The 25,570-nt window shown below is 38.3% G+C and carries 29 protein-coding genes; 28 read left to right on the plus strand and 1 reads right to left on the minus strand.

Annotated features, from left to right (window positions below; translation table 11 throughout):
- Positions 1–30: 30 nt before the first annotated feature.
- The 13 genes from fliW to pseI all read left to right on the plus strand — a co-directional run bounded on the left by fliW (position 31) and on the right by pseI (position 11,563).
- The gene (gene fliW / locus K1I43_RS08585) at positions 31–474 is read left to right on the plus strand and encodes a flagellar assembly protein FliW (protein WP_019417508.1); all 444 of its coding nucleotides are present in this window, start codon (positions 31–33) and stop codon (positions 472–474) included.
- Positions 474–692, plus strand: coding sequence for a carbon storage regulator CsrA (csrA, locus tag K1I43_RS08590; protein ID WP_019417507.1), 219 nt, complete (start codon positions 474–476; stop codon positions 690–692). Before fliW ends, csrA begins: the two co-directional genes overlap by 1 nt.
- A 130-nt stretch (positions 693–822) precedes the next feature.
- Positions 823–1,635 (plus strand): flagellin N-terminal helical domain-containing protein, encoded by an 813-nt coding sequence (locus K1I43_RS08595; protein ID WP_035066145.1) that lies wholly within the window; start codon positions 823–825, stop codon positions 1,633–1,635.
- A 141-nt stretch (positions 1,636–1,776) separates the two neighbouring features.
- Positions 1,777–3,528: a motility associated factor glycosyltransferase family protein gene (locus tag K1I43_RS08600; protein ID WP_049720907.1), complete on the plus strand. Its 1,752-nt coding sequence runs from the start codon at positions 1,777–1,779 to the stop codon at positions 3,526–3,528.
- Positions 3,525–3,896 (plus strand): hypothetical protein, encoded by a 372-nt coding sequence (locus K1I43_RS08605; protein WP_238148393.1) that lies wholly within the window; start codon positions 3,525–3,527, stop codon positions 3,894–3,896. The genes K1I43_RS08600 and K1I43_RS08605 overlap by 4 nt, the downstream gene beginning before the upstream one ends.
- A gap of 27 nt (positions 3,897–3,923) precedes the next feature.
- The gene (gene pseB, locus K1I43_RS08610; protein ID WP_019417503.1) at positions 3,924–4,889 is read left to right on the plus strand and encodes a UDP-N-acetylglucosamine 4,6-dehydratase (inverting); all 966 of its coding nucleotides are present in this window, start codon (positions 3,924–3,926) and stop codon (positions 4,887–4,889) included.
- Positions 4,890–4,923: 34 nt separating this feature from the next.
- On the plus strand, positions 4,924–6,108 hold the full coding sequence (pseC, locus tag K1I43_RS08615) for a UDP-4-amino-4,6-dideoxy-N-acetyl-beta-L-altrosamine transaminase (protein ID WP_035066148.1): 1,185 nt from the start codon (positions 4,924–4,926) through the stop codon (positions 6,106–6,108).
- A gap of 12 nt (positions 6,109–6,120) precedes the next feature.
- Complete coding sequence (locus tag K1I43_RS08620; RefSeq protein ID WP_035066151.1) at positions 6,121–6,858, plus strand: cytidylyltransferase domain-containing protein; 738 nt, start codon at positions 6,121–6,123, stop codon at positions 6,856–6,858.
- Positions 6,859–6,897: 39 nt separating this feature from the next.
- Positions 6,898–7,986, plus strand: a complete 1,089-nt coding sequence (gene pseG, locus K1I43_RS08625; protein WP_049720906.1) for a UDP-2,4-diacetamido-2,4,6-trideoxy-beta-L-altropyranose hydrolase — start codon at positions 6,898–6,900, stop codon at positions 7,984–7,986.
- 123 nt (positions 7,987–8,109) lie between these two features.
- Positions 8,110–8,817, plus strand: a complete 708-nt coding sequence (locus tag K1I43_RS08630; protein ID WP_081957731.1) for an SDR family NAD(P)-dependent oxidoreductase — start codon at positions 8,110–8,112, stop codon at positions 8,815–8,817.
- Positions 8,814–9,527 (plus strand): metallophosphoesterase family protein, encoded by a 714-nt coding sequence (locus tag K1I43_RS08635; RefSeq protein WP_035066155.1) that lies wholly within the window; start codon positions 8,814–8,816, stop codon positions 9,525–9,527. Before K1I43_RS08630 ends, K1I43_RS08635 begins: the two co-directional genes overlap by 4 nt.
- Before the next feature lie 19 nt (positions 9,528–9,546).
- The gene (locus K1I43_RS08640) at positions 9,547–10,497 is read left to right on the plus strand and encodes an ATP-grasp domain-containing protein (protein ID WP_049720904.1); all 951 of its coding nucleotides are present in this window, start codon (positions 9,547–9,549) and stop codon (positions 10,495–10,497) included.
- A gap of 16 nt (positions 10,498–10,513) precedes the next feature.
- Positions 10,514–11,563 (plus strand): pseudaminic acid synthase, encoded by a 1,050-nt coding sequence (pseI, locus tag K1I43_RS08645; protein ID WP_035066158.1) that lies wholly within the window; start codon positions 10,514–10,516, stop codon positions 11,561–11,563.
- A 103-nt stretch (positions 11,564–11,666) separates the two neighbouring features.
- On the opposite strand, the gene K1I43_RS08650 is transcribed toward pseI, so the two are convergent.
- Positions 11,667–12,476 carry a flagellin N-terminal helical domain-containing protein gene (locus K1I43_RS08650; RefSeq protein ID WP_019417497.1) on the minus strand — a complete coding sequence of 270 codons (810 nt, stop codon included), beginning with the start codon at positions 12,474–12,476 and terminating at the stop codon, positions 11,667–11,669.
- A 134-nt stretch (positions 12,477–12,610) separates the two neighbouring features.
- Between K1I43_RS08650 and K1I43_RS08655 the strand changes: the two genes are divergently transcribed.
- The 15 genes from K1I43_RS08655 to K1I43_RS08725 all read left to right on the plus strand — a co-directional run bounded on the left by K1I43_RS08655 (position 12,611) and on the right by K1I43_RS08725 (position 25,506).
- Positions 12,611–12,949, plus strand: coding sequence for a flagellar protein FlaG (locus K1I43_RS08655; RefSeq protein ID WP_019417496.1), 339 nt, complete (start codon positions 12,611–12,613; stop codon positions 12,947–12,949).
- A 17-nt stretch (positions 12,950–12,966) separates the two neighbouring features.
- Positions 12,967–14,541, plus strand: coding sequence for a flagellar hook-associated protein 2 (locus K1I43_RS08660; protein WP_035066161.1), 1,575 nt, complete (start codon positions 12,967–12,969; stop codon positions 14,539–14,541).
- 36 nt (positions 14,542–14,577) lie between these two features.
- Complete coding sequence (fliS, locus tag K1I43_RS08665) at positions 14,578–14,976, plus strand: flagellar export chaperone FliS (protein ID WP_019417494.1); 399 nt, start codon at positions 14,578–14,580, stop codon at positions 14,974–14,976.
- Complete coding sequence (gene fliT / locus K1I43_RS08670) at positions 14,977–15,330, plus strand: flagellar protein FliT (protein WP_019417493.1); 354 nt, start codon at positions 14,977–14,979, stop codon at positions 15,328–15,330.
- Between the two features lie 231 nt (positions 15,331–15,561).
- Positions 15,562–16,110, plus strand: coding sequence for a ribosome hibernation-promoting factor, HPF/YfiA family (gene hpf / locus K1I43_RS08675; protein ID WP_009362402.1), 549 nt, complete (start codon positions 15,562–15,564; stop codon positions 16,108–16,110).
- Between the two features lie 63 nt (positions 16,111–16,173).
- Complete coding sequence (locus tag K1I43_RS08680; RefSeq protein WP_035066164.1) at positions 16,174–16,773, plus strand: hypothetical protein; 600 nt, start codon at positions 16,174–16,176, stop codon at positions 16,771–16,773.
- Positions 16,774–16,897: 124 nt separating this feature from the next.
- Positions 16,898–19,402 (plus strand): preprotein translocase subunit SecA, encoded by a 2,505-nt coding sequence (secA, locus tag K1I43_RS08685; RefSeq protein ID WP_220382646.1) that lies wholly within the window; start codon positions 16,898–16,900, stop codon positions 19,400–19,402.
- 80 nt (positions 19,403–19,482) lie between these two features.
- Positions 19,483–20,590, plus strand: a protein-coding gene (gene prfB, locus K1I43_RS08690) for a peptide chain release factor 2 (protein WP_220382657.1) whose coding sequence is annotated in 2 segments (ribosomal slippage) — positions 19,483–19,554 and positions 19,556–20,590 — 1,107 coding nt in all. Because the reading frame shifts where the segments join, the coding sequence is not laid out codon by codon here.
- An 82-nt stretch (positions 20,591–20,672) separates the two neighbouring features.
- Entirely contained in the window at positions 20,673–20,930 is a 258-nt protein-coding gene (locus K1I43_RS08695) for a hypothetical protein (RefSeq protein ID WP_035066184.1), read from the plus strand.
- Complete coding sequence (locus K1I43_RS08700) at positions 20,899–21,159, plus strand: type II toxin-antitoxin system RelE family toxin (protein WP_020424541.1); 261 nt, start codon at positions 20,899–20,901, stop codon at positions 21,157–21,159. The genes K1I43_RS08695 and K1I43_RS08700 overlap by 32 nt, the downstream gene beginning before the upstream one ends.
- 89 nt (positions 21,160–21,248) lie before the next feature.
- Entirely contained in the window at positions 21,249–22,109 is an 861-nt protein-coding gene (locus K1I43_RS08705; RefSeq protein ID WP_035066187.1) for a YitT family protein, read from the plus strand.
- A gap of 58 nt (positions 22,110–22,167) precedes the next feature.
- On the plus strand, positions 22,168–22,494 hold the full coding sequence (gene cccB, locus K1I43_RS08710; protein WP_220382647.1) for a cytochrome c551: 327 nt from the start codon (positions 22,168–22,170) through the stop codon (positions 22,492–22,494).
- Between the two features lie 160 nt (positions 22,495–22,654).
- Positions 22,655–23,341: a cell division ATP-binding protein FtsE gene (ftsE, locus tag K1I43_RS08715; RefSeq protein ID WP_009362324.1), complete on the plus strand. Its 687-nt coding sequence runs from the start codon at positions 22,655–22,657 to the stop codon at positions 23,339–23,341.
- Complete coding sequence (ftsX, locus tag K1I43_RS08720) at positions 23,331–24,224, plus strand: permease-like cell division protein FtsX (RefSeq protein WP_035066190.1); 894 nt, start codon at positions 23,331–23,333, stop codon at positions 24,222–24,224. The genes ftsE and ftsX overlap by 11 nt, the downstream gene beginning before the upstream one ends.
- 19 nt (positions 24,225–24,243) lie before the next feature.
- Positions 24,244–25,506 (plus strand): murein hydrolase activator EnvC family protein, encoded by a 1,263-nt coding sequence (locus tag K1I43_RS08725; RefSeq protein ID WP_136260181.1) that lies wholly within the window; start codon positions 24,244–24,246, stop codon positions 25,504–25,506.
- Positions 25,507–25,570 lie beyond the last annotated feature (64 nt).

A 25,570-nucleotide genomic window follows, 5' to 3' on the forward strand; every position in this document is an offset into this window, starting at 1 on the left:
TTCTGTGAAATAAGGAAGGAGCTCGGTAAGATGAAAATGGTGTCAAAATTTTTGGGCGAAGTCGAAGTTTGTGAAGATCAAGTTATATACTTTCCAAACGGAATTCCCGGATTCGAGGAAGAAAAGCATTTTGTAATTTTGCCTCTTGAAGAATCGACATCATTCGCCATTTTGCAGTCTATTCATCATCAGCATGTCGGGTTTGTCGTTGCATACCCGTTTGCTTTTTATCCTGAATATGCTTTTGACTTATCGGAAGATGAGGCGGAAACATTAAAATTAACGTCTCCAGAAGATTGTTTAGTGTATGTTATTATGACGCTGAAAGAGCCGTTTGTCGAATCAACGTTAAATTTAAAGGCACCTGTTGTTATTAATGTACGAGATAAAATAGGAAAGCAATTGATTCTGCACAATACCGATTATCCGATTCGTTTTTCTTTGCGTGAAGTGAACGAGGGGAGGGAACGATAATGCTCGTTCTTACCCGGAAAAAAAATGAATCTATTATGATTGGGGATACTATTGAGATTAAAGTGTTAGCCATTGAAGGAGATCAAGTAAAGTTAGGGGTCGTTGCTCCGAAGCATATCGATGTGCACCGCAAAGAAGTGTATCGGCTCATTCAAGAAGAAAATAAGCAAGCACTGCACGTTTCACAGCATTTATTCGATCAGCTAAAAAAACAATAAAAAAATAAAAAAATGACTAAACATTTTTATATTCACTCCGATATAAAGATTGGGAGCAGGAGATATACTTTGTTTCTTGCGCACCCAACTACATGGATGTAGAAAAATATAATTCAAGGAGGAAATGAACATGAGAATTCAACACAACATTTCAGCGTTAAATACGCACCGTCAATTAGCATTCAACAACACGCAAACAGCGAAAAACCTTGAGAAGCTTTCTTCTGGTTTCCGCATCAACCGTGCAGGCGACGATGCTGCAGGTCTTGCTATCTCTGAAAAAATGCGCGGTCAAATTCGCGGTCTTGAAATGGCTACTAAAAACGCACAAGACTCTATCTCATTAATTCAAACAGCAGAAGGTGCATTAACGGAAACTCACGCAATCCTTCAACGCATGCGCGAACTTGCTGTGCAATCAGCAAATGACACAAACACACAAGAAGATCGTGATGCTCTACAAGCAGAAGTGAATCAATTAATCTCTGAACTTAACCGTATTGCAAACAATACAGAATTTAACACACAAAAACTGTTAGATGGTACGTTTAATGGTAAAACTTTCCATATCGGTGCGAATTCTGGTCAAGCGATCACATTAACAATTAATGCCATGACTGCAAGCGGCTTAGGTGTGAGCGGATTAAGCATTTCTTCTCAAACTGCTGCTGATGACGCTATTTCAACAATTAATAGTGCAATTGAAACAGTTTCTAGCGAACGTGCGAAACTCGGTGCGGTACAAAACCGTTTAGAGCATACAATTAACAACCTAGGTGCAACACAAGAAAACTTAACTGCTGCTGAGTCACGTATCCGTGATGTTGACATGGCGAAGGAAATGATGGAGTTTACGAAAAACAATATTTTAATGCAAGCAGCACAAGCGATGTTAGCGCAAGCGAACCAACAACCACAAGGCGTATTGCAATTGCTTCGCTAATTAACATAAAAAGAGATCTTAGGCGCGGTTCTAAGGTCTCTTTTTATTTTTTGCTCTAAAATATATAACAAATGAGTGAAAATGTGCCGATATAAAAGGAGAGCTAATTTACTCTTCCATAAAGATGAGAGGAGAAAAGTTATGGTTGAACAAGTTAATATCGAAACGATTTATTCGAAACGAGAAGGGTTGCCTGTTTTTAAAATGGCAGGCTATTTATTACATAGCAAGTACGATCCAATAAAAGAAGCAGAGGTGTACGTTGAAAAACATTATAAAAAACATCATCTTCACATTTTGTTTGGATACGGAAATGGATATATTGTGCAACAATTTGCAAAAAAGATAACGAGCGATGAATTTCTTCTTGTCGTCGAGCCGAATCGAGCGCTTGAAAAAGATATTCAGAGCACCCATGTAAATAATGAGCGTATAAAAGTGGCCGTGATTGAACATGTCGACGAATTTGAAGCGATTTTACAAGTGTTTATAAAAAGATTTCCGCAAGGTGCTCAATTTATCATTTCGCCAAATTACGATAAAATATACTCGGAACTTTGCAAGCAATGTTTTAAAAAAGCAAAAGATGTTGTTTTTATGGAGAAAATAAATAGGAATACTTTCAATTTTTTTGCGCATGATTGGCAAAAAAATTATTTGTTTAATTTAGTGCATGCATTTGAAGACGAAGGGCTGCAAGTTTTAGAAAAACAGTTTGATGCGCCAGCGATTATCGTTGCTGGCGGACCTTCTTTAACAAAACAGCTGCCTTTATTAGAGCAAGTAAGAGAAAAGGCGCTAATTATTTGTGCAGGTTCTACAATTAATACGCTGCTTGCTCATCATATAAAACCACACATTGTTGTTACAATAGATGGAGGAATAAATAACTATTTGCATTTCGAATCGATCGATATGGACGATATATTTGTTATTTACTCTTTATTAGTTCACCATCAAATTATTGATGAGCATAAAGGAAAACGAGCGTTTTTTATTCCAAACAATATGGACTATGACATGGCGAGCTTAACGACACAACTGTTGAATAAGCATGTTCCATCTGTGCTGTCTGGTGGTTCTGTGGCGAATTTTGCTTTATTTATCGCACATCGCCTGACTTCGGGACCAATTTGTTTAATCGGACAAGATTTAGCTTACACAAACAATCAAACGCATGCTCAACATAACCGTTTTTATCGTGAAATAAGCGAAGAAGATAAAAAGCAACGTGGAATGTTTTATACCGAAGGGTATTTCGGTGATGAGGTTTTGACGGATTATGGATTTTACTCGATGAAAACATCGTTTGAACAGTTTGCTTCTTTTGTTGACGATAGCAACCGTTTATTTAACTGTACAGAAGGTGGCGTACGTTTAGAAGGATATAAGCAAATCCCGTTTAAACAATTTATTGAAAAATATATTCGTTTTGATGACGGGCGAACCGTATTCGTTGACCAATTTGTACAGCCTCAAAAAAGAAGTCAGGAAGAATGGGAAGTGTTTTTAGAGAGAATAGAGAGGGAAATAGAAAAGTATCAAGAGGTTGCTGATATTTGTAAAAAGGCGATTCGTTTGCTAGGTAAAAATCGTTCAAACCAGTATTTTGATGAACATATATTGAAAAAATTAAATAAATATGATCGAAAGCTAGATGAACAACTAAAAACAGGGATTATGCAATATTTATTAATGCCTATTGTATATCATATTTTATGTGAATTTTTGCCGAGTGAAAATGAAACAAAAAAAGAAATGTTCCATCGAGTATATCACCGCTCGAAAGCCTTATATGGAGGAGTGGAAAAGGCAGCTAGCGAAACGGTGTTTTATTTAAGTGAGTTGCGAAAAAGAATAAAAGAAAAAATAGCAAATATGAAAGGGGAATGATGATGAATCAGCTTATTCAAGAGACCCAAGAAACTTTTTTTTCATATTTATTTCGTGTAAAAGATGGTTGTGTAACGATTGCCGAAAAACTAAGGAAAGATAACGTTGGAGAGGCGCTACAGCTACTTGCTCAATTTGTAGAAGGGGCGTCATGGCTTCTTCAAGTTGTACATTTAATGCAAAAGAATGGTTTTGCATTTAGCGTATCAATGGAGGGGCTGAATGAATATTTATATGAGATTAACGAGGGATTGGAAATACAAGATTATGTATTAGTTGCGGATTTGTTTGAATACGAAATTGCGCCATTTATCGACAATATGATCGAAGGACAATTTGTTCAATGTAACGACGTTGAGGGGAATTAAAGTAAGATATAGAAAAAGGTGATAGAAATGTTTGAAAATCAAGTCGTCCTTGTTACTGGCGGTACAGGATCATTTGGGAAAAAATTTGTAAAAACTATATTGGCCTATGATGTAAAAAAAGTTATCATATTCAGTCGGGATGAGTTAAAACAATATGAGATGTCGCAAGAATATAACGATCCTCGCCTCCGTTTTTTTATTGGGGATGTCCGTGACAAAGATCGTTTGTATCGAGCGTTTGATGGGGTAGATATTGTTGTACATGCAGCAGCACTGAAACATGTTGGAGCATGCGAGTATAATCCGTTCGAAGCGATTAAGACGAATATTTACGGAGCGCAAAACGTCATTGAAGCAGCGATCGATCGAGGAGTCAAAAAAGTGATTGCTTTAAGTACGGACAAAGCAGCGGCTCCTATCAATCTCTATGGTGCAACAAAACTTGCATCAGACAAGTTATTTGTGGCTGCGAATTCATATGTTGGATTTAAGGATACGAAGTTTTCAGTAGTTCGCTACGGAAATGTAGTTGGCAGCCGAGGGAGTGTCGTTCCGTTCTTTAAGAAAATGCGCCATACAGGCAAGTTGCCGATTACAGATGAGAGAATGACACGTTTCTGGATCACCCTTGATCAAGGTGTGCAATTTGTGTTAGATAACTTACAACGTATGCGTGGGGGAGAAATTTTTGTTCCGAAAATCCCAAGTATGAGAGTAGTTGATTTAGCCAAGGCGATTGCACCAGAATGTGAAATTGAAATTGTTGGTATCCGTCCGGGAGAGAAGCTTCATGAAGCGATGATTACGGAAGATGATGCTCGCCGTACTTTGGAATTTGACACTTATTATGTTATTCAACCGGAGTTTCCATGGTGGTCTGAAGCGTATGTAGAAGGAGGAAAAACGCTTCCAGATGGATTTAAATATACGAGCGATACGAACACGCAATGGTTAACGGTGGAAGAGTTACGAGAGTTGGTAGATGGAATGTAAAGTAGTTGTTTTCATTTTTCGAGGAGATGATAAGGTGGGGAAGTCAACATCTTGGGAACCGATTCGTCAATCATATTTGCCCTATGGAAAGCAATGGATTGATGAGGAGGACATTGAAGCAGTTGTAGAAGTATTAAAAGGAGATTACTTAACAACCGGTCCGGATATTTCAAAATTTGAACAAGCTGTTGCACAATATGTCGGGGCAAAATATGCTGTTGCTTTTTCGAATGGCACAGCAGCGCTCCATGGTGCTTGTTTTGCGGCGGGGATTGGTCAAGGAGATGAAGTGATCACAACACCGATGACCTTTGCTGCAAGTGCGAATTGTGTGCTTTATCAAGGTGGGATACCTGTTTTTGCGGATATTGATGAGAAAACGTACAATATTGACCCAAATAAAATCGAAGAGAAGATAACGAATAAGACAAAGGCTATCATCCCTGTTGATTTCACAGGTCAACCGGTTGAACTAGACCGTATTTTAGAAATCGCCAGAAAGCATAGCCTTGTCGTCATTGAAGATGCAGCGCATGCGTTAGGAGCGACATATAAGGGTAGAAAAATCGGCTCCATTAGTGATATGACGATGTTCAGCTTTCACCCAGTAAAACATATTACATCGGGTGAAGGTGGTGTGATTACGACGAATAATGAAGAGTATTATGAGAAATTACTACAATTCCGCTCTCATGGGATTACGCGCGATAAGGAAAAACTGAAAGAATATCACGGTCCTTGGTATTATGAAATGCAATTCCTTGGTTATAATTATCGAATGACTGATATTCAAGCAGCGCTAGGGACGAGCCAGCTGAAGAAGATTGATCAATTTATTGCACTTCGTCGAAAATTTGTTGCAATGTATAATGAAGTGTTCAAAGATGTGAATGAAATTATTACGCCATTCCAACATAAAGATGGAGATTCAAGTTGGCACTTATATATGATTCGATTGAAATTGGATAAACTAACAGCGTCAAGACGCGAAATTTTTGAAGCACTTCAACAACAAAACATTGGTGTCAACGTTCACTACATCCCTATTCATTTACAGCCTTATTATCAACAACTGGGTTACAAAAAAGGAATGTGTCCAAATGCTGAAAAATTGTATGAAGAAGTGATTACGTTGCCTTTATTCCCAGCGATGAGTGAAGAAGATGTTAACGATGTAATTCATGCTGTAAAGAGGACGATAGCCTATTACAAAAAATAAGAAGGTGAGAAAGTGAAGGTTGCTGCGATTATCCAAGCGCGTATGGGCTCAACTAGACTTCCGGGGAAAGTATTAAAAAAAGTACTTGATAAAACGTTACTTGAATATCAAATTGAAAGGGTAAAAAGAGCGAAAACGATTGATGAAATAATTATTGCGACAACGACGAAAGAAAGTGATGACCCAATCGTTCAACTTTGTCAGCAACTTTCGATTCCTTACTATCGTGGTTCGGAGGAGGATGTGTTGTCGCGCTATTATGAAGCAGCAACAACATTTGGTGTAGATGTAATCGTTCGTTTAACATCCGATTGTCCAATTATTGATCCGATGGTTATTGATAAAGTGGTTGAACAATATTTGGATAATAGAGATCGATACGATTATGTGTCAAACACATTAACGCGTACATATCCGCGAGGGATGGATACAGAAGTAGTGTCGTATGAAGTGTTAAAAAGAGCTCATGAAGAAGCAAAAGGGTCGGTATATCGAGAGCATGTAACGGCCTATATGTATCATCATCCTGATCAATTCAGACTTTGTAATGTTTCAAACGAGGAGGACGAAAGTAAGCATCGTTGGACAGTGGACACAGAGGAAGATTTTGAATTAATAGAAAAAATCATTAGTAAACTTTATCCAGAAAACACATATTTCAATATGGATGATGTGTTAAAGCTAATTGATAGAAATCCAGCATGGTTTGATATTAACAGTCATGTTGAGCAGAAAAAATTATTTGAATAAAAGTATTTATTAATAGATATCAATGGAGATATGGTGACTATGAAAGCTGTTTTTAGAGTTGATGCTTCTTTTCAAATAGGAACTGGCCATGTTATGCGCTGTTTAACATTGGCTGAGGAATTAAAAGACCGTGGGCATGAGGTTATATTTATTTCAAGAAAACTAAAGGGGCATTTGTGCGATTTAATCAATCAGAGAGGATACCGGGTCTATTGTTTACCATCTCAAAACAAAATAATAAATAATTGTGACACTAAACATGCTCAATGGCTTGAGACAAGTTGGGAGATAGATGCTCATCAAACAATTGAAATTATTGAAAAAAATTTTCATTACGTTGACTGGTTAATTATTGACCACTATGCACTAGATCATAAATGGGAAAATCAATTAATAAATTACAGTAAACATATCATGGTTATTGACGATTTAGCAGATAGAAAGCATTTATGTGATATTCTATTAGATCAAAATTATTATTTAAATTTAGAGGATCGTTATAAATGTTTAGTCCCCTCAAATTGTAAACTACTTTTAGGTCCCGAATATGCATTATTAAGGAATGAGTTTATCGACTTAAGAAAGATTTTAAATAATAAAAAAAATGATGAGATCAAAAATATTTTAGTGTTTTTTGGTGGGAGTGATCCTACAAACGAAACCTTAAAAACTTTACATGCTTTAAATCTATTGGATAATAATAAAATCAATATTGATGTAGTTGTAGGAGCTTCTAATCCCTATAAATATAGAATAAAAGATTATTGTAGTCGTTTTCCTAATATAAACTTTCATTGTGGTATAGACTATATGGCAAAATTAATGAAACAATCGAATTTAGCTATTTGTGCTGGTGGGTCTACTACATGGGAAAGGTATTGTATGGGATTACCAGCCATTTTGATTTCGGTAGCCTATAACCAAATTGAAATATGTCAAGCTTTAAGTAGCCTTGGTATCGATTATTATCTAGGCAAATCAGAAGAAGTTAATGAAAAAGATATTGTAAGTGCCTTATATAAATTCCAAAATAAAGATATAAATTTATCACATGCTTCTATGAAGGCTTTAGAAATAGTAGACGGTTTAGGCAAATATAGAGTAATAAACGAATTATTCAAATTTTAAAGTCTCGGATAACCAAATATATTGTTACATTATATTAAAAAATAAAGATAAATGATCATGAAAAAAGATAGATTGCGAAAACAATACAAAAGCTTTGGAAAAATGAAAGTCTACTAGAGGTAGGTGTCATTATTGCGTTTATTTTTTATAACAGGAGTTTCGCGCGGCTTGGGTTATTCTTTGTTTAAAAAACTATTATTACAAGATAAAGCATTTATTGTCATAATAGGTAGACGGTTTACAGAAGACCAAATACAACTTTCAAAAGTTCACCCAAATAAAATAAAATTAGTAATTTATGATCTTTCACATACTCCGTCTTCTAATCCTTTCGAAAATACATTGAACAAAGAATTTTTTGAGAAATTTAACGAAATCGTTTTTATTAATAATGCTGGAGTTGTTGAACCCATAAAAAGACTAGGAAGAATTGAAGATGATGAAATGATTTTTAAACATATTAATATAAACTATGCTTCAGTTGTATATATATTAAACGTAATTCTAAAAAACAAGCCGAGGAATATGCCGATGAAAATTCTTAATATTACATCTGGAGCTGCGGAACGGTCGATTCCTGGTTGGAGTCTCTATTGTTCATCTAAAAAAGCAATTAAGACTTTTTTAGATGTTTTGAAAGATGAATATAAACAGATAACAGTATTTCATATTGACCCTGGAGTAATGGACACAGGTATGCAAGAGGTAATTAGGAAAAGTGATAAAGAAGACTTTCCATTACTCGAAACATTCCAATCTTACAAAAAATTAGGACAATTAAAATCCCCAGATGAGGTTGCGATTGATATTTTGAAAGGGTATCTAAAATGAAAATAGGTATTTTATCTGATATTCATGGAAATTATCACGCACTAGATACCGTGCTTAAACATGCTAGTAAGATTGGGATTGAATATTTTTTTGTGCTAGGTGATCTAATAGGATATTATTATCAGCCAGAAATGGTTGTCAGATATATTAGAAAATTACCATGTACAATTATAAAAGGAAATCATGAGAGAATGTTAAAAAAGATTCTTAATAAAGAGATTGATATTAATACAGTTAGAATGAAATATGGATATGGACATGAACTCGCTTTAGAAAAACTAAGCAGTGAAGAAATAGATTGGTTGATAGGTTTGCCTGATGAGGAAGAAGTAAACATTGATGGCATTAGTTTTAAATTGTGTCATGGTTCACCCTTAAGTCCGGATGAATATGTATATCCTGACTGTTCTCAAGAAAAATTGAATCAATATCTAGCTTCAAATCACGATTGTGTATTTATAGGTCATTCACATTATCCATTCACCTATAGTTATAATGGCAGATTATTAGTGAATGTTGGTTCTGTAGGACAAAGCAGAGACATTGGTGGTTTAGCTTGTTGGGGAATCTTTAATACAGATAATAGTGTGTATATATCACATAGAACACCTTATAACATAAGTAAATTAATAGAAGATATTGAACGATATGACTATGAAAATGATTATCTTAAATCTATTCTAACACGGAATAGACTAGACAACTTTTAAGGAGGCAAATAGAGTATTAATGTATTTAAACTCCGTTCTTATTACAGGTTGTGCAGGAGATATTGGCTTAGGGATATCAACTATATTAAGAGAAATTCCTTGGATTAATAGAATATATGGTACCGATATAAATGACCAATTTCCTGCAGAATATTTTTATGATACATTTTTTAAAGTACCTAGAGTAACCCAAGCTGACTATATAGAAGTAATAAGTGATTTGGTAAAAAAACACAATGTAGAATTAATTATTCCAGTATCTGAGCCTGAACTTAGATTTTTTTATATAAACAATATAAAAAAAATTAATGGTGTCCCGTTATTAATGCCTAGCTTTAATATCATGGAAATAGGTTTTGATAAACTTCATACAGCAAATTACTTAAGGGAAAATGGATATCCTTTTCCATGGACTGTGGAGGTATCTGAGGGAAACCCACTGGAAATTCCATGTATAATTAAAAGTAGAGATGGATCTGGTAGTAAAACAGTTAATATCGTTCGAGATGATAATCTCTCTTTTTACAAAAATAATAATAATTATAAAAATTTTATTTTCCAAGAGTTACTCTTACCAGACGATGAAGAATATACGTGTGGTGTTTTTCGTACAAAAAAAGGTATTAGTCGAACAATTATTTTCAAAAGAGTATTAGCTGGAGGGAGAACAGGTTACGCGGAAGTTGTGAAAAACGATACAATTGAAAAATTACTTATTAGTTTATCAAAAAATATAAATTTTCAAGGAAGTGTTAATTTTCAGTTAAGAATGACTAAAAAGGGTCCGATTATTTTTGAGATAAATCCAAGATTTTCAAGTACAGTAGTATTCAGACATAAGTTAGGCTTTAAAGATGTACAATGGGCTATTCTTGATTTATTTAATGAATTAAAAGAGGAACATTTGCGTATACCAAATAATATCGTAGGAAAGAAGATTTTTAGAGCAGATAAAGAAATAATATTTTAATGGGGAGAACTTAGGAATGGATTTTAAAGTGATGGATAAATTTATAGGTCCAAACCATAAGCCGTTTATTATTGCGGAAATGTCTGGGAACCATAATCAATCCTTAGAACGTGCTTTAGCGATTGTTGAAGCAGCTGCTAAGGCTGGAGCACACGCGTTAAAGATTCAAACATATACAGCGGATACAATGACATTGAATTTGGAAAATCCTGAATTTAAAATTGAAGATAGCGATAGTTTATGGAAGGGGAATACGTTATATCAGCTATACCAACAAGCCTATACTCCTTGGGAATGGCACAAACCTATTTTTGATCGTGCCCGAGAATTAGGAATGATTCCTTTTAGCACCCCTTTCGATGAAACAGCAGTAGACTTTTTAGAAGAATTAGATGTACCAATGTATAAGATTGCATCTTTTGAAAATAATGATATTCCACTTATTAAGAAAGTTGCTTCAACAGGTAAACCAATGATTATTTCAACGGGAATGGCAACCGTAGCTGAATTGGATGAAACTGTTCGAGCAGCGAGAGAAGCAGGTTGTAAGGATCTAGTTCTTTTGAAATGTACAAGCACCTATCCAGCCTCTCCTGAAAATACAAATATATTAACCATTCCGCATATGAGGGAATTATTTGACTGTCAAGTCGGTTTATCCGATCACACGATGGGAGTAGGGGTTGCAGTTGCCAGTGTTGCGTTAGGAGCGACGGTCATTGAAAAGCATTTCACATTATCAAGAGCAGATGGTGGGGTAGATTCTGCGTTTTCAATGGAACCTGACGAAATGAAAGCTCTTGTAGTAGAGACGGAAAGAGCATGGCAGGCATTAGGGGAAGTAAAGTATGGTCCAATGGAGAAGGAGAAAGCATCATTGAAATTTAGAAGATCGATTTATGTGGCGCAAGACATAAAAGAAGGAGAATTGTTTACGAGAGAGAACATTAAAATTATTCGTCCCGGATATGGATTACCCCCAAAATATTATGATTTAGTCATCGGAAAAACGGCTAAGAAGGATGTAAAAAAAGGAACTCCATTAAGTTGGGACATGTTGTTATAAAACTGCCTTAGATACATGCATACAAATAGAATGACGCACAAAGAATACTTCCTAATTTTATAACAAAAGAAGGTGTCCCGCTATTTTAGGGGACACCTTTTTATTATTTGAATAATTTTAGTGTTTCCTCCACGTTTCGATTTATATGTGAAATAAGTAAGTGATCACCTTTTTGGCGAATGGTAATGCTAATGTAGTTCATCATCTCACGAGCTACATCTGTATCTCTTAGTAAAGATTCGGATGTAAGCAAGTTGCTCTCTTTCAACATGGCGTGGTTTAAATGGTGTTCAATCGCTTCATAATCGGATCCAACATTTGTTACATGTTGCGTGACTTGGACAAGAGCACGATCAACTTTTGTAATCAATTGTTCTGCGTCTTGTTGTGTTAATAAGGTTACGCCGTTTAAGCCGAGCCTGCTTGTGCTTATGTCGACTAAATCAACAGCAATCGTTTGTCCGGGATTACCTCCGACTTGAAGGAGTAAAGGCCTGTTTTCACCAAGAATCTTTTTCGTATTAAACTCTAATTTTTCTGCTGTATCGTCAATCGCTTGTAGCAATTGATCGAGCTCTTTTTGGCTTGCTATACGATCCGATGTGTTTAAAGTATCATTTGCACTTTGCACAGCTAATTCTCTTATTCGATGTAAAAGACTGTTGACATTCATGAGCCCTTCTTCAGCAGATTTGAGTACAGAAAGCCCATCTTGCATATTGCGCTGTGATTGCTCTAGTCCTCTAATTTGTGCTCTTAACGTTTCAGAAATACTTAGCCCAGCTGCATCTTCACTCGCCCGATAAATCTTCATCCCTGAAGAAAGTTTGTTTAGTGTTCTTTCGACTATCGCATTATTGCGCTGATATCGATTCATAGAAAAGGCGATCAATGCGTTATTTTGTACTTTCATCTTTATCACCTCGCTCCCTTTTCTTCTCAATCTTATATATCGACTTTTTTTAGGTTAAGTAAATACTGCTATTTAAAAAATTTTCAGTAAAGCCGATATAAATGATAAGGAAATGTACGAGGGGGACGGAGGTTATGAAAATTACAAATTCAACCATTTTGAATGATGCATCTATGCCGCACTCTAAAGAAAATTTGAATGTGATGAAAAATATACTGGAAAATGAAAACAAACAGAGTGTTCAATTATCCAAAAAGACGATAGAAGGTGCAGTTGATGCGTTGAACAAATTTTTTGATGTACATCATCGTGCTGTTCAATTTGTCATTCATGAAGAGCTTGAACAATATTATGTGCAAGTGATCGATACGGAAACAAAAGAAGTGATTCGCGAAATTCCTCCAAAAAAGTTGTTAGATGCTTTTTATACGATGCAAAAATTTTTAGGCATGATTATTGATGAGAAAATTTAGAAAGGGGCTATGATACAATGTCAACGATGAGAATAGGCGGTTTAGCAAGTGGAATGGATATTGATAAAATTGTCGGAGATTTAATGAAAGCGGAACGTATCCCATTAAACAGATTATATCAAAAGAAGCAAGTTTTTGAATGGCAAAGAGATGCATATCGGGATGTGAATAAAAAACTAGCGGATTTTGACACATATTTGTCTAATCATTTTATGTTATCAAGCAATTTATATAAAAAGACGGCGATTTCTTCGAATGAATCAGCAGTAAGTGTAAAAGCCTTATCTAGTTCTTATGATTCTACAAATACGATTGAGGTTGCTCGTTTGGCGAAAGCTGCAACAGGTGTATCTGCAGAAGTGAGCGATTATACGTCTGAGGCAACGTTAGCAGATCTAGGTCTTACAGGAGATACAACAGTTACAATTTTTGCTCTTCAAGCTAATGGAACTTATAAACAAGAAGATATTGCTTTTAAGACGACTGATAAAGTATCGGATGTTGTGAAAAAACTGAACCAATCCAGCTTAAACATTAATGCTGTTTTTGATGAGAAGTCTAAGAAACTAGGGATTTCTACACGTACAACAGGTACTCTGGATACGGACATTAATAAAGCAGAGGTTTATGTTCAATCAGCGACGGGAGAAGATATTTTTAGCACGATTTTTGGGTTTCAAAAAACAGCTAAAGATGAATCTGGAACTGTAGATGTGATTACATTGGCAGATGGAGGTGAAAATGCTTCATTCACGTTAAATGGATTAGAAATGGAAAGACAAACGAATACATTTACAATTAACGGTATAGAGTACACATTAAAAGCTGTGACTACGGCACCTGTGACGGTCACTTCTTCTATAGATATTGACGGGATGATTGGAAAGATAGAGGAATTTGTTAATAAATACAACGAGCTAATAACTTCCCTAAATGATAAAATAAGAGAGAAAAAATATCGAGATTATCCGCCTCTAACAGAGGAACAGAAAAAAGAAATGTCTGAGAAACAAATTGAGCTTTGGGAAGAAAAGGCGAAAAGTGGATTACTTCGTGGCGATTCGATTATTTCAAGTACTTTATCGCAGCTGCGTCGTGATTTGTATGGAAAAGTAGATGGGCTCGGAAGTGATGTCGTTGATACGATTTTTGAATTAGGGATTACTACAACGAATAACATTGTTAATAATGGAGTGCTCACTATTGATAAAGAGAAATTGAGAAAAGCACTTGAAACCGATCCGGATAAAGTGGTTAAAACGTTCACGCAGATAGGGAGTATAACGAAAGATTCAGGCACAAATCAAGTTGTTTCCGATACGCGAGGGATTGTGCAACGTCTTCGTGATACAGTGAAGAAAACGATTGTTAACATTGAAAAAAAGGCAGGAAAGCCGACATATACAGAAAATCAGTATTCCCTCGGCGTTCAGTTAAAAAATGTGGATAAGCAGATTTTCGATTTTCAACGTCGGTTGCAAGATATTGAAACACGTTATTGGAGACAGTTTTCAATGATGGAGAAAGCTATTTCAAAAGGGAATCAGCAATCAGCATGGTTGATGGGACAGTTTGGCGGGGGAATGTCATAAGGAATGATATAAAAAATTAGGTAGGTGATTGTAAGCATGGCAACGGAACAGGCACATCGTGCTTATCAACAAAATAGTGTGAGTACAGCTTCTCCGGGTGAGCTAACGCTTATGCTTTATAATGGTTGCCTTAAATTTTTAAATAAGGCAAAAGAGGCAATACACGAAAATCGTATAAATGAACGAAATGAAAATTTACAAAAAGCCCAAAAAATTATTCAAGAGCTTATGGTGACGCTAAATCAAGAGTATGAAATAGCTAAACAAATGATGATTATGTATGAGTATATGCATTATCGTTTAATACAAGCGAATATAAAAAATGATGTTTTGATGGTGGAAGAAGTGGAAAATTTGGTCATGGAGTTCCGTGATACGTGGAAAGAAGTAATCAGGTTGAATCGTCAAAAAAATTTCAAAGGAGATCAAGCGTAAATGGATGCGATTGATCGGCTTTTTTCTTGTTCGGAGACTTTATTGAATGTTTTGCAGCATGAGAATGACGATCGAGATGGGAAGGTTCAACATGTTTTGCAATTAATCGATGAACGAGAAAAAATCATTGAAGAGATAAAGAAGAAAAACGGCTATCAGTTAAAAGATCACCCGAAAGCTAGGAAATTTGTAGAGATGGAAAACAATATTCAAAAAGAAATGCATCGTTTATACGAAGAAATAAGAAGTGACTTAAAGAAATGGACTGAGAAAAAGAAATTACAGAAAATGTATATAAACTTGTTTGAACAAGTAGAAATAAGTGATGGACGGTTTTATGACAAAAAACAATAAATAGCTAGTGAGCTTTGAAAAATTAGGGACGGGTAGAAATATCCGTCTTTTTTGTTCATCAAAGCCGTCTCCACAATATGTTTTGGATAGTCTCTAAACATGTTTGTTGATATGGATAAGGTTGGCTATCCTGTTCATCATTTTTTCACAAAAAATGTGACGATTGAGAAGGAGTTTTGTAGGGAATTGTAGAAATAAGTAATCAACCTTTCATAAAAGGAGGAACAGCGTATGAAATACAACATTCGCGGAGAAAACATCGAGGTTACACAAGCGATTCGAGAGTATGTTGAGAAAAAAATTGGGAAATTAGAACGTTATTTTGAAACGACTGAAGGAGTTACTGTTCACGTTAATTTAAAGGTATATAACGATAAACAATCGAAAATTGAAGTAACGATCCCAATGCCACAAATTGTATTGCGTGCGGAAGAGCGCCATGACGATATGTATGCGGCAATTGATTTGGTCGTCGATAAACTCGAACGCCAAATTCGTAAACATAAAACGAAAGTGAACCGAAAAATGCGTGAAAAAGAAGCAAACGGTTTGACACTTACGACAACCGCTCCTGTCGCAACAGAAGAGCATGAGGAAGAAGAATTTGAAGTTGTACGTACGAAGCGTTTCAGTTTAAAGCCGATGGATAGCGAAGAAGCCATTTTGCAAATGAATATGCTTGGCCATAACTTTTACGTCTTTATTAACGCGGAAACAAACCGCACAAACGTTGTTTACAAACGAAAAGATGGTAAATACGGCTTAATTGAAGCGAACTAATCCTATCCACCCTCTGTCGACGAAAGACAGAGGGTGGTATAATGTGAAAGGAGGTGAAAAAAGGTGGAAGCAATCTTACGTGAAATTTTAGGGAAGTTGACAAGTATTGAAAGTCATTTTCTGCAGTTTCAACAAGAAGTGCGCGAAAGATTTGCGCAGATTGATGAGAGATTTCAGCAAATTGATGAGCGTTTTGCTCAAATTGACGAACGATTCGCCCAAATCGATGAAAGATTTAAACAAATTGATGAAAGATTTGCTCAGATCGATGAAAGATTTAAGCAAGTTGATGAAAGATTTAAGCAAGTTGATGAAAGATTTGCTCAGATTGACAAACGGTTTGCGCAAATTGATGAACGTTTTGCTAACATGGAAAGCCGGTTAGATGCGCTTGAACAAGAAATGAAAGAAACGAATGAGCGTATCAGTCGCCTTGAGGAAGAGATGTGCGATGTCAAGAAACGTCTCGAGCATGTGGAAACACAACTAAGCGACGTAAAAGAAACGGTGCAACGTTTAGAAATTCAACTAGCCGACGATGTGCGCACATTACTGCAAAACATTTACAAAAAGATTGACGAAAAAGGATTTGAAATTTACGCCCTCAACAAGCGCTTACTCAGAGTCGAAGCCTCCATCGAACAACTACAATCGCAAGTGTAATCCAGCGAAGAAGCTGGTTTTTTTCTTTTTTCCCACATGTTCTCTTTTTCCGTATGAGTTGTCACCTTTTCTTGTAAGTGATATGATGGTAATTAGCGACTATATAAGCAAGGGGCGTTTTTGTATGCTTGGAATGTTAAAAAAAGTGTTTGATCCGAATAAACGGCAAATTGCGCGATTAGAAAAAATTGCGAATGAAATTGATGCGCTCGGTCCGCAAATGGCGCAGCTTTCTGATGACGAATTGCGTCAAAAAACAGAACAATTTAAAGCTCGTCTTGAAAAAGGTGAAACGCTCGATGATCTGCTTGTCGAAGCGTTTGCGGTCGTTCGCGAAGCAGCAAAGCGCGTGCTTGGCATGTATCCGTATAAAGTGCAATTAATGGGGGGCATCGCGCTTCATGAAGGCAACATTGCTGAAATGAAGACAGGGGAAGGAAAAACGTTAACCGCAACGATGCCTGTCTATTTAAATGCATTAACAGGAAAAGGCGTCCATGTCGTGACGGTAAACGAATACTTAGCAAGCCGCGACGCACACGAAATGGGCAGATTGTATCAGTTTTTAGGTTTATCTGTCGGACTAAATTTAAGCAATATGTCGCGCGAAGAAAAACAAGCGGCTTACAACGCTGATATTACATATGGAACGAATAACGAATTTGGTTTCGACTATTTGCGCGATAACATGGTGTTATATAAAGAACATATGGTGCAACGTCCGCTTCATTATGCGATTATTGACGAAGTCGACTCCATTTTAATTGACGAAGCACGTACGCCGCTCATTATTTCAGGGACAGCGCAAAAGTCTACAAAATTGTACATTCAAGCGAATGCGTTCGTCCGCACATTAAAACGAGATGTCGATTATACGTACGATGAAAAAACGAAGAGTGTGCAGCTTACTGAAGAAGGAATGAACAAAGCAGAGCGTGCGTTTGGAATCGACAACTTATTCGATTTAAAACATGTGACGTTAAACCATCATATTAACCAAGCGTTGCGTGCGCACGTTGTCATGCAGCGCGACGTCGATTACGTCGTTGAGGACGGAAAAATCGTCATCGTTGACCCGTTTACAGGTCGTCTCATGCGTGGACGCCGATATAGCGATGGGCTTCATCAAGCGATCGAAGCAAAAGAAGGACTTGAGATTCAAAATGAATCAATGACGCTTGCGACGATTACGTTCCAAAACTATTTCCGTATGTATGAGAAGCTTGCTGGTATGACGGGAACAGCGAAAACAGAAGAAGAAGAATTCCGCAACATTTACAATATGCAAGTGATCGTCATTCCGACAAATAAACCGGTCATTCGTGATGATCGTCCAGATTTAATTTATCGCACGATGGAAGGAAAGTTTCGTGCGGTTGTCGAGGATATTGCGGAACGTCACGCGAAAGGACAACCTGTTCTTGTCGGTACAGTGTCGATTGAAACGTCTGAATTGTTGTCAAGCATGTTAACGAAGCGCGGTATTCGTCATAACGTATTAAATGCGAAAAACCACGCGAAAGAGGCAGAAATTATCGCTCAAGCAGGTCAAAAAGGTGCGGTAACGATTGCGACGAACATGGCAGGACGCGGAACGGACATTAAACTTGGCGAAGGGGTGCGTGAGCTTGGCGGTTTAGCGGTCATCGGGACAGAACGTCACGAAAGCCGCCGTATTGATAATCAGCTGCGCGGTCGTTCTGGTCGTCAAGGAGATCCGGGGGTATCGCAATTTTACTTGTCGCTTGAAGATGAACTGATGCGCCGCTTCGGTTCGGAAAATATGATGGCGATGATGGATCGTTTAGGCATGGACGATTCACAGCCAATTCAAAGTAAAATCGTTTCAAAAGCAGTCGAGTCGGCACAAAAACGTGTCGAAGGAAACAACTTTGATGCACGTAAACAACTATTGCAGTACGACGACGTATTGCGTGAACAACGTGAAATTATTTATCGCCAACGTTTCCAAGTGCTTGATTCGGAAAACTTGCGCGATATTGTTGAAAAAATGATTCAGTCGGTCATCGAGCGCGTCGTACGTACGCATACGCCAGAAGATGAAATGCCAGAAGAATGGAATGTGCAAGCGATTGTTGATTATGTGCAAGCGAACCTTCTTTCTGAAGGGGATGTGACGATCAACGACTTGCGTGGTAAAGATCCAGAAGAAATGATTGAACTCATTTGGAATAAAGTGCGCGCACGTTACGATGAAAAAGAAAGCCGCATTCCAGCCGAGCAAATGCGCGAGTTTGAGCGCGTCATCGTCTTGCGTGCCGTCGATATGAAATGGATGGAACATATTGATGCGATGGAACAGTTGCGCCAAGGTATTCATTTGCGTGCGTACGGTCAAATTGATCCGTTGCGTGAATATCAAATGGAAGGATATGCGATGTTTGAAGCGATGATCGCTTCTATTGAAGAAGAAGTCGCACGTTACATTATGAAAGCGGAAATTGAAAACAACCTTGAGCGGCAAGAAGTGGCGAAAGGTGAGGCGGTTCATCCGAAAGAAGGCGAAGAAGTGAAGCGCAAGCCGGTGAAAAAAGCAGTAGAAGTTGGTCGAAATGATCCGTGCCTATGCGGAAGCGGGAAAAAATATAAACATTGTTGCGGACGATAAGTGAGGGGATTTCCCTCGCTTTCGTTATGTTGCGTTCGTGATGACGTTTGAATACAATAATGGTTGAGGTGAATGACATGATCGATTTAGTAGAAATTAAGCAAGAGCTTGAGAAAATGGCTAAGCGATTAGCGGATATTAGGGGGTCTCTTTGACCTCGAAACGAAAGAAGCGCGCATTGAACAGCTAGAAGCACAAATGGCCGCCCCTAATTTTTGGGACGATCAAAAAGCTGCCCAAGCGGTCATTAGTGAAGCAAATGCGCTGAAAGATTTAGTTGGTGAGTTTCGTTCGCTTGAAGAGCGATTTGAAAATTTAGAAGTGACGTACGAGCTTGTCAAAGAAGAGCCAGATGAAGAATTGCAAAAAGAGCTCGTGTCTGAGGCGAAAAAATTATCGAAAGACTTTAGTGAATTTGAACTGCAATTGTTGTTAAACGAACCGTACGATAAAAATAACGCCATTTTAGAACTTCATCCTGGCGCAGGTGGAACGGAGTCACAAGACTGGGCATCGATGTTGTTGCGCATGTATACGCGCTGGGCGGAGAAAAAAGGGTATAAAGTAGAAACGCTCGATTATTTACCGGGTGAGGAAGCAGGAATTAAAAGTGTCACGTTGCTAATTAAAGGGCATAATGCATACGGATATTTAAAAGCGGAAAAAGGCGTCCATCGCCTCGTGCGCATTTCACCGTTCGACGCTTCTGGTCGCCGTCATACATCGTTCGTTTCGTGTGAAGTTGTACCTGAATTTGATGACAACATTGAAATTGACGTGCGCCCAGATGAAATAAAAGTCGATACGTATCGTTCGAGCGGTGCCGGCGGTCAGCACGTCAATACGACAGATTCGGCGGTACGCATTACACATATTCCAACAGGCATTGTCGTCACATGCCAATCGGAACGTTCGCAAATTAAAAACCGCGAAAAAGCGATGAATATGTTAAAGGCGAAGTTGTATCAAAAGAAGTTAGAGGAACAACAGGCGGAGCTCGCAGAAATTCGCGGCGAACAAAAAGAAATTGGCTGGGGAAGCCAAATTCGTTCTTACGTGTTTCATCCGTACTCGCTTGTAAAAGATCATCGAACAAATACTGAAGTCGGAAATGTGCAAGCAGTGATGGACGGAGAAATTGATGTCTTTATCGACGCATATTTACGCTCAAAATTAAAACAAGGATAAGGTGTCCGACATGGGCACCTTTTTATTATTGACGACTAAAACAGAGAGTGATAATTTGGACATAACGAAAGGAGGGAATGACATGGCAGTAGACAAAAAAGTGCTCCATGGGATGATTGAACAGTTAAGTGAATCCGATCGACAGTTAGCCTATGAATTTTTATTGCATTTACTGCAAAGAGCAAAAGGACATCATCAATGGTGGGATGAACTGGAAGAAGTAAGTGAAGAAGAAGCATTGTTAACAGAGCAAGAAAAACGCCAGTTACAAGGGGATGAAGGATATGTGACCGGTGGTGATGCAAAACGTGAATTTGGCTTACAAATTGATTTACCGTAAGGAAGCGGTAAAGTTTCTTGCTAAGCAAGAGAAAGAAGTACAAGAACGGATAGCTATAGCGTTAAAAGGATTGCTTCACATTCCTCCTCAAGGAGACATTAAAAAAATGAGAGGACACCAAGGTTTGTACCGTTTACGTGTTGGCACATACCGCATTCTTTTCCGCATTGATCACCACGAGCAAATGATTTACATCGAGGCCATTGGAAATCGAGGAGATGTATATTGACTTCACTATATTAAATCATTATTGCGTTAATTCGATGTCATTTACTTCCTATATCGGGCATGCTATACTCACAAAGGAAGGTGAGAGGCATGCGAAAAAGAAGCAACATAACAAATCCATTTGTTGAAAAAGTGCTAGAATACGTATATATTCTTGTCGGCTCGGCCGTTGTGGCCGTTGCGTTCAATTTATTTTTACTTCCGAATCGTGTCGCATCAGGTGGGGTAAGCGGCATCAGTACGATTTTACATGCGACGCTCGGTTGGCAGCCAGCGTACGTACAATGGGCGCTTAACATTCCATTATTTATTGCAGGTGTGCTATTGCTCGGAAAGCAGTTTGGTGTAAAAACGTTAGTTGGTACTGCCTTTTTACCGTTTGTCGTTTATTTGACACGTGATGTGGCACCAGCAACGCATGATCCGTTGCTTGGGGCATTATTTGGCGGCATTGGCGTCGGCGTAGGATTAGGCATTGTTTTTCGTGGTCGCGCATCGACAGGGGGAACCGATTTAGCTGCTCAAATTATTCATAAATATACAGGGTTATCGTTAGGGACGTGCGTTATTTTAATTGATGGCTTAATTGTTTTAACAGCGGCGTTTGTGTTTGATTTAGAACGGGCGCTATATGCATTAATTGCGTTATTTGTGACGAGTAAAACAATTGACTTTGTTCAAGTTGGTTTCGGCAATTCAAAAATGGCGATGATTATTACAACGAAAGAAGAACAAGTGCGAGAAGCGATTTTGCATAAAATTGACCGCGGTGTGACAAAACTACATGCATACGGCGGATATACAGAAAAAGAGCGCACGATGCTCATGTGCGTTGTGGCACAAAGTGAGTTCACAAAATTGAAACAATTAGTGAAAACCATTGATCCGTCTGCATTTGTCGTCGTTATGGATGCGGCGGAAGTGCTTGGTGAAGGATTTAAACGTGCCTAACGTAAAAACGATGCGATATAATAGAAGTGTATGAAAATGTTGACAAGGGGGATTTCGTATGAAGAAAAAGCTACTTAGCTTATTTGCTGGCACAGCAATCGTGTTAGCTGCCTGTGGCGGAGGGGATAACGCGAGCGAAAAACCAGCAAATGGTGGCGGGGACACAGCTTCAGCCGCAGAAGCCGTTTACAAAAAATCATGTGCAAGCTGTCACGGACAAAATTTAGAAGGTGGCGTTGGTCCTGCACTTGATAAAGTAGGCGGAAAATATTCACAAGACGAAATTAAAAATATTATCGCAAACGGTCGCGGCGGTATGCCAGGTGGTTTAATCCAAGGCGACGATGTTGATAAAGTAGCGGAATGGTTAGCAGCGAAAAAGTAAGAGGATGCCAATGGGAGCATCCTCTTTTCGTTTGTAACACTCTTGAAATATAACTGTAAATAAAATTCACCCCCTTTTTGTCGGAAATGATGATATAATGGACGAGGTAAGAATTTTGCAGGAATATGTAGAAAAACATCGAATACTTAGGTGGTTGCTTATGATTGAAATGCAAGATGTATATAAAACGTATCCGAACGGAGTGATCGCATTAAACGGAATTTCCGTTCGTATTAAGCAAGGAGAATTTGTATATGTCGTCGGTCCGAGCGGCGCTGGGAAATCGACGTTTATTAAAATGATGTATCGCGAAGAAAAACCGACAAGCGGAAAAATTATGATTAACGGCGTGAACTTAGCGAATATCAAAGACAGCAAAGTACCGTTGCTTCGTCGAAACATCGGCATTGTCTTTCAAGACTTCAAGCTTCTCCCAAAGTTAACGGTATATGAAAACGTGGCGTTTGCTTTGGAAGTCATTGAGGAATCGCCAAAAAACATTCGCAAGCGCGTCATGGAAGTGCTTGACTTAGTGCGGTTAAAACATAAAGCGCGCTTTTATCCAAACGAATTATCGGGCGGAGAACAGCAGCGCGTGTCAATTGCCCGTTCGATCGTCAACAATCCGTCGATTGTCATTGCCGACGAGCCGACAGGAAATTTAGATCCGGATACATCGTGGGAAATCATGGACATTTTTGAGCGCATTAACGATCGGGGAACGACGATTGTGATGGCAACGCATAACCGTGAAATTGTCAATACGATTCGTAAGCGCGTTATTGCGATTGAACGCGGGAAAATTGCGCGCGATGAAGTGAAGGGGGAATATGGCTATGAAACTTAACACCCTTCGCCGTCATTTCCGTGAAAGTTTAAAAAGTCTCGGACGAAACGGTTGGATGACGTTTGCGTCCATTAGTGCTGTCACGGTGACGCTTTTGCTTGTCGGTGTATTTCTCGTCATTATGCTCAATATTCAACATATAACGAAACAAATTGAGCGCGACGTCGAAATTCGTGTGCACGTCGATTTAAGTGCGACAGAAGCAGATAAAGATGCGCTCAGAGCGAAGTTAGAAGCTCTTTCTGGCGTCGAAAAAGTAACGTATTCATCGAAAGACGAAGAATTGCAAAAGTTGATTGAAAGTTTCGGAGAAGACGGAAAGTCATTCCGTTTATTTGAACAAGATAACCCGTTAAGCGATGTATTTATCGTGAAAGCGAAAAATCCGCTTGATACAGAAAAAATCGCAAAGCAAATTGAACCGTTGCCATCTGTCGGCAAAGTGAAATACGGAAAAGGGCAAATTGAAAAACTATTTGCCGCAACGAAAACGATTCGCAATGTCGGATTAGCGCTTATTATCGGGTTGTTATTTACAGCGATGTTTCTCATCTCGAACACAATTAAAATTACGATTTTTGCCCGCCGTCGCGAAATCGAGATTATGAGATTAGTAGGTGCGACAAATGGGTTTATTCGCTGGCCGTTTTTCCTTGAAGGACTATGGCTTGGCATTTTCGGTTCAGTCATTCCGATCATTATCGTTCTTTCCGCTTACTCGTACGTATTTGATTTATTGTATCCAAAGTTGAAAGATACATTTTTTCAACTTCTCCCATTTTATCCGTTTGCATGGCAGTTGGCAGCTGTGCTCGTTTTATTAGGAGCGTGCATCGGCATGTGGGGAAGCATGATGTCAGTGAGACGATTTTTAAAAGTATAGAAAGAGAGAGGGATTTACGGTGCGAAACAGATGGGGAACGATCGTTGCAGCTGTAATGCTGTTTACAAGTGTTGCAGCGCCTGCATATGCAGTAACAAATCGCGACATTCAACAAAAGAAGCAAGAAATTAAAAGTGTGCAACAAAAACAATCATCGCTTGAAAGTAAATTAGAGCAGTCGCAACAAGAAATTGAACGATTAAAAGCAGAACAAGAAAAAGTGAATGCGGAAATCAAAAAGCTCGATTTGGCGGTAGAAGAAACGAGCGCCAACATTCGGGCGAAACAACAAAGCATAGAGGAAACGAAGCAACAAATCGTTGCGCTGAAAAAAGAAATTGAAGAAGTCGCTGCTCGCATTGAACAGCGTAACGAATTGCTGAAAGAGCGCGCGCGTTCATTGCAAGAAAGCGGCGGTGTCGTGAGCTATTTAGACGTGTTGCTTGGAGCGAAAAGTTTTAGCGACTTTATCGACCGCATGAGCGCAGTTGCGACTATTTTTGAAGCAGATCGTCAAATCATTAAAGAGCAAGAAGCAGATAAGGCGTTAAAAGAAGCGAAGGAACAACAATTAAACGATCAGTTAGTCAGCTTGCAAAAGCAGCTAACTGAGCTTCAACAATTAAAACAGACGTTAAACAAGCAAATCGCAGAAAAAGAAAAATTAATGGCGCAGTTAAAAGAAGAGCAACAACATGAAGAAGAAAAACAACTCGCTTTAGAAGAAGAAAAAGAGTTGCTTGAAAAACAAGAAGCGGCGATGAAAAGCCAATTGCAACAAATGATTCGCCGGCAAAAAGAGCAAGAAGAAGCACGGAAACGCTCATTATCGAGCCGTGGTTCGTCTGGAAGCGATGGAGGAAGTTTGCCTCCTGTAACAGACGGAGCGTTTATGCGTCCAGCAAACGGTCCAATTACATCGACATTTGGACCTCGTTGGGGTGAATTCCATTACGGCATTGACATTGGCAAACGCGGTGCTAGCGTTCCTGTCGTTGCAGCAGCTGATGGTTACGTGTATCGCTCATATTATTCATCAAGCTATGGAAACGTTATTTTTATCATGCACTACATTGATGGACAAGTATATACGACAGTATATGCTCATTTAGAATCACGTCTTGTTGGCGAAGGACAAAACGTCAGCAAAGGACAAATGATCGGCTATATGGGGAACACAGGTCGTTCGTTCGGTGCGCACTTGCATTTTGAGTTGCATCGCGGTCCTTGGAATGCATCGAAATCAAATGCAGTAGACCCTCTAAAATATGTTCCATTCTAAAGCACAGCTTGTTTGCTGTGCTTTTACGTATTGGTTGAGAAAATGACACGATCGGTGTAAAATA

Source organism: Anoxybacillus sp. ST70, from assembly GCF_019553625.1.
In the GTDB taxonomy this organism is placed as follows: domain Bacteria; phylum Bacillota; class Bacilli; order Bacillales; family Anoxybacillaceae; genus Anoxybacillus; species Anoxybacillus gonensis.

What these genes read in the sequence shown, in the direction of transcription:
- fliW (WP_019417508.1), top strand. Translation starts at nt 31, where the DNA reads ATGAAAATGGTGTCAAAATTTTTGGGCGAAGTCGAAGTTTGTGAAGAT.
- csrA (WP_019417507.1), top strand. Translation starts at nt 474, where the DNA reads ATGCTCGTTCTTACCCGGAAAAAAAATGAATCTATTATGATTGGGGAT.
- K1I43_RS08595 (WP_035066145.1), top strand. Translation starts at nt 823, where the DNA reads ATGAGAATTCAACACAACATTTCAGCGTTAAATACGCACCGTCAATTA.
- K1I43_RS08600 (WP_049720907.1), top strand. Translation starts at nt 1,777, where the DNA reads ATGGTTGAACAAGTTAATATCGAAACGATTTATTCGAAACGAGAAGGG.
- K1I43_RS08605 (WP_238148393.1), top strand. Translation starts at nt 3,525, where the DNA reads ATGATGATGAATCAGCTTATTCAAGAGACCCAAGAAACTTTTTTTTCA.
- pseB (WP_019417503.1), top strand. Translation starts at nt 3,924, where the DNA reads ATGTTTGAAAATCAAGTCGTCCTTGTTACTGGCGGTACAGGATCATTT.
- pseG (WP_049720906.1), top strand. Translation starts at nt 6,898, where the DNA reads ATGAAAGCTGTTTTTAGAGTTGATGCTTCTTTTCAAATAGGAACTGGC.
- K1I43_RS08635 (WP_035066155.1), top strand. Translation starts at nt 8,814, where the DNA reads ATGAAAATAGGTATTTTATCTGATATTCATGGAAATTATCACGCACTA.
- K1I43_RS08640 (WP_049720904.1), top strand. Translation starts at nt 9,547, where the DNA reads ATGTATTTAAACTCCGTTCTTATTACAGGTTGTGCAGGAGATATTGGC.
- pseI (WP_035066158.1), top strand. Translation starts at nt 10,514, where the DNA reads ATGGATTTTAAAGTGATGGATAAATTTATAGGTCCAAACCATAAGCCG.
- K1I43_RS08650 (WP_019417497.1), bottom strand. Translation starts at nt 12,476, where the DNA reads ATGAAAGTACAAAATAACGCATTGATCGCCTTTTCTATGAATCGATAT.
- K1I43_RS08655 (WP_019417496.1), top strand. Translation starts at nt 12,611, where the DNA reads ATGAAAATTACAAATTCAACCATTTTGAATGATGCATCTATGCCGCAC.
- K1I43_RS08660 (WP_035066161.1), top strand. Translation starts at nt 12,967, where the DNA reads ATGTCAACGATGAGAATAGGCGGTTTAGCAAGTGGAATGGATATTGAT.
- fliS (WP_019417494.1), top strand. Translation starts at nt 14,578, where the DNA reads ATGGCAACGGAACAGGCACATCGTGCTTATCAACAAAATAGTGTGAGT.
- fliT (WP_019417493.1), top strand. Translation starts at nt 14,977, where the DNA reads ATGGATGCGATTGATCGGCTTTTTTCTTGTTCGGAGACTTTATTGAAT.
- hpf (WP_009362402.1), top strand. Translation starts at nt 15,562, where the DNA reads ATGAAATACAACATTCGCGGAGAAAACATCGAGGTTACACAAGCGATT.
- secA (WP_220382646.1), top strand. Translation starts at nt 16,898, where the DNA reads ATGCTTGGAATGTTAAAAAAAGTGTTTGATCCGAATAAACGGCAAATT.
- K1I43_RS08695 (WP_035066184.1), top strand. Translation starts at nt 20,673, where the DNA reads ATGGCAGTAGACAAAAAAGTGCTCCATGGGATGATTGAACAGTTAAGT.
- K1I43_RS08705 (WP_035066187.1), top strand. Translation starts at nt 21,249, where the DNA reads ATGCGAAAAAGAAGCAACATAACAAATCCATTTGTTGAAAAAGTGCTA.
- cccB (WP_220382647.1), top strand. Translation starts at nt 22,168, where the DNA reads ATGAAGAAAAAGCTACTTAGCTTATTTGCTGGCACAGCAATCGTGTTA.
- ftsE (WP_009362324.1), top strand. Translation starts at nt 22,655, where the DNA reads ATGATTGAAATGCAAGATGTATATAAAACGTATCCGAACGGAGTGATC.
- ftsX (WP_035066190.1), top strand. Translation starts at nt 23,331, where the DNA reads ATGAAACTTAACACCCTTCGCCGTCATTTCCGTGAAAGTTTAAAAAGT.